At 66.2% G+C, this 3,101-nt stretch carries 4 protein-coding genes; 3 read left to right on the top strand and 1 reads right to left on the bottom strand.

All coding sequences use genetic code 11. The annotated features are described in order from the left end of the window. The 3 genes from ACFWPJ_RS28945 to ACFWPJ_RS28935 all read left to right on the top strand — a co-directional run. Positions 1-394: TetR/AcrR family transcriptional regulator (locus ACFWPJ_RS28945; protein ID WP_378856095.1), on the top strand; the 394-nt coding region annotated here is incomplete at its 5' end. A gap of 99 nt (positions 395-493) precedes the next feature. Then, a complete protein-coding gene (locus ACFWPJ_RS28940) occupies positions 494-952 on the top strand; it encodes an SRPBCC family protein (RefSeq protein WP_378856093.1) in 459 nt (152 codons plus the stop codon). 68 nt (positions 953-1,020) lie between these two features. Continuing rightward, positions 1,021-2,223, top strand: a complete 1,203-nt coding sequence (locus tag ACFWPJ_RS28935; RefSeq protein ID WP_378856091.1) for a low temperature requirement protein A — start codon at positions 1,021-1,023, stop codon at positions 2,221-2,223. On the opposite strand, the gene ACFWPJ_RS28930 is transcribed toward ACFWPJ_RS28935, so the two are convergent. Continuing rightward, positions 2,210-3,001: an ion transporter gene (locus ACFWPJ_RS28930; RefSeq protein ID WP_378856097.1), complete on the bottom strand. Its 792-nt coding sequence runs from the start codon at positions 2,999-3,001 to the stop codon at positions 2,210-2,212. The genes ACFWPJ_RS28935 and ACFWPJ_RS28930 overlap by 14 nt on opposite strands. Positions 3,002-3,101: the final 100 nt, after the last annotated feature.

Raw genomic sequence — 3,101 nt, 5'->3', positions numbered from 1 at the left:
CTTCTACGAGGTGGTCCAGCCGACCGAGGAGACGATGGCGCTGGTCAGCGAAGGCCCGAAGTCGGTCGAGAACATCAAGGAGCTGATGAAGGAGGTCGTCAGCCGGCTCGAATCGCACCGCACCGCCTACCTCGCGCTGCTCGAATTGCGGCTGGAGGCGACCCGGCGTCCCGAGCTGCGCGAGGTGCTGACCGAACGGGTCCGCGCCGACATCGACTTCAACGTCCGCAACCATCTGGCGTCCGGCCAGCCGGGCGACGAGGCGTCGGTACTCCTGCTGTATCTAGCACTGAACTGGCTGATTGTCGAACATCTCACACTGCCCGGAATCTTCACCGAGCAACAGAGCATGGAATTGATCGAAACCGCCGTCGAGCGGGCGATACGCGGCTGACCCGGTCATTTGTCCAGACCGTAGACGTGTTGACGATCACTGGTACGACTGTGCACAATCGGGCGCGAAGACAGCGGGGGTTCGGAGGATAGACAAAAGATGCGCTCGAAGATCGACATCCGATTCACCGTTGATGCTCACATCGACCAGGTCATGGATGCGCTGCTGGCCGTCGACCTACTAGGGGAATGGTCGACCTCCTACAGCGACGTCCGCGTCGGCCCGCGCGACGCCGACGGCAGGCCGCGCCGGGTGTTCGTCACCGCGCACTTCATGAGCAACTCCGACGACCAGGTCCTCGAATACTTCTGGGAACACAACCGGGTGTCCTGGGACGTCGTCGACAGCAGCCGCGGTTCCAAGGGCGGCGGCTCGTTCGACCTGGTCGAGGGGCCGGAGGGCACCGAGGTCGACTATCACGTCGAACTGCAGCTGCCGCTGCCCATCCCCGGCATTCTGTTCAACCGCTCGCTGCGCAAGGCGAACGAGGAGGCCGTCGCGAACTTCATCGACTTCGCCGAACGGTATCCCGAAGTCAACGGGTACCGCGTCGGCTGAGTTGCGCCGACGGCGAAAGTGAACATTCGTTCCGCGCGGACAACGGGGCACGGTGCGACGATAAGCGCATGATCGGTACTCGACGGGTTCGGTTCCAGCGGGTGGAGGCAGGCGCCTCGGTGACCCAGCTCGAACTGTTCTTCGACCTCGTGATCGTCTTCGCCTTCACGATGGTCACCGCGCTGGCCGCCGGCAACCCCACCCCGACCAATGTGGTCCACGCCGCGCTGGTCTTGGCGCTGATGTGGTGGCTGTGGATCGCCTATTCCTGGCTCGGCAATGTCGTGCGGGCCGACGAGGGCATGGCCAGGGTGGCGATGTTCGTCGCGATGGGCGGGGCGTTCATCGCGGCACTGACCATTCCCGAGGCGTTCGAGGACCTGAGCGGCGGGTGGTTCGGTCCGCTCGTCTTCGCCATCGCCTACCTGGTGGTGCGGCTGGTGCACGTCTCGATCTTCTGGGTGATCAGCGCCGAGGACTCCCAGCTGCGCGGACAGGTGCTGCGCTGGGCGCTCGGCTCGATCACCCTCGGTACCTCGCTGCTCGTCATCGCCGCGATGACCAAGGGCCTCACCCAGATCGTGCTGTGGCTCGCCGCGATCGTCGGCGACATGGTCTGGACCTGGTTCGCCGGCACCGACTGGCGGATCAACTCGGCCTCGCACTTCGCCGAGCGCTACGGGCTGATCGTCATCATCGCGCTCGGTGAGTCCATCGTCTCGATCGGCATCGGGGTGGCCGGGCTGCCGATCTCGTGGCCGATCGCGCTGGGCTCGATGCTCGGGCTCGCGGTGTCGGGCCTGCTGTGGTGGCTGTACTTCGACGTCGCGGCGATCTCGATCGAGCACGCCTTCGCCCACGCCAGGGGCGCGCATCAGATCAAGATCGCGCAGCGCAGCTACACCTACGGGCATTTCCCGATGATCGCCGGCGTCATCGCGCTCTCGCTCGGGTTGAAGAAGGTGCTGTACTACGTGGGCGACGCCACGACCCACACGCTGACCGACGCGCTACACGGCATTCCGCTCGCCGCGCTCTTCGTCGGGCCGGCGCTGTTCCTGCTCGGCGTTGTCGCGGCGAAGTACTACGCGACCAAGTCGGTGTCGATCGCCCGGGTGGTCACCGCGGTGGTCCTGGTCGCACTGATCCCGGTGGCGACGAATCTGCCCGCGCTGGCCGCACTCGCGGTGCTCTGCGCGGTGCTGGCCCTGCTCGTGATCTTCGAGACGGTCCGCTACGCCCAGCCGCGCGACGAGATCAGACACGCTTGATCTGCGAGAGGTGGTGGCGCACGCCGTGCTCGGCGGGTGTCGCCCCTCGATGCGACGGCGGCACCCGCACTCCGGCGCGGACCGCGTCGTTGATCTGGTCCAGGTTCTCGCGCAGCATGTCGGCGACGAGTTCGTCGGTGCGCGGGTCGTCGAGCAGCTGGCGCAGCATCCGGTACACGGTGTCGGCGACCAGCCGGATGATGTCGTCGTGGAACGGGACGTAGCGCAGCTTGCCGGTCTGCGGATCGTTCTTGATCAGGTCGACGATCATCTGGTCGACCTCGGCGTGGTTCTCCTCCAGCGCCGCGGCGATGTTCTTGGTGTAGTGGCCCGCGCGCAGGACCTTGGAGACCTCGTCGAGGATCGCGATGGTCATCGGGCGCTTGATGACGTCGACGATGGTGCCGACGAACCGGTTCACGATCGTCGCGGTGACCCGCTCACCGAGTGCCCGGTCGGCGACGCGGCCGAGCCGGATCAGGATCACCACGATCCGCAGCAACCGGAAACTGCGAAAGATCGGGCTGGTCACCGGGATCATGCCGAGCACTTCGTACCAGTAGACGAACGGGAACGACCACGGCCAGCCCGCGCGCCGCCAGCGCCACAGGAACTCGATCAGGAAGATTCCGCAGATCGTCCAGTCGGTGATCACGATCGCGCGATAGGTCACGTCCGAGACCGGGAAGAAGGTGATCCACACGACCAGGGCCACCGAGATGATCGCCAGGACCAGCATGAACAGATCGGTGCGCAGCGAGGGAGTCTTGGAGCGCACGTCCGGCAGAGTCTCCAGCGGCCGGCGCCGCGGGGCCTCGTAGCCCCGCGCGAGCACCGGGCGAGACAGCGCCCCGCCGCGCGAGAGGGGGAGTGGCGGC

Source organism: Nocardia sp. NPDC058497 (genome assembly GCF_042720195.1).
Classification (GTDB): Bacteria; Actinomycetota; Actinomycetes; order Mycobacteriales; family Mycobacteriaceae; genus Nocardia.
The sequence above is the reverse complement of the archived record's forward strand: the minus strand, read 5'-3'. Positions and strand labels throughout refer to the sequence as shown.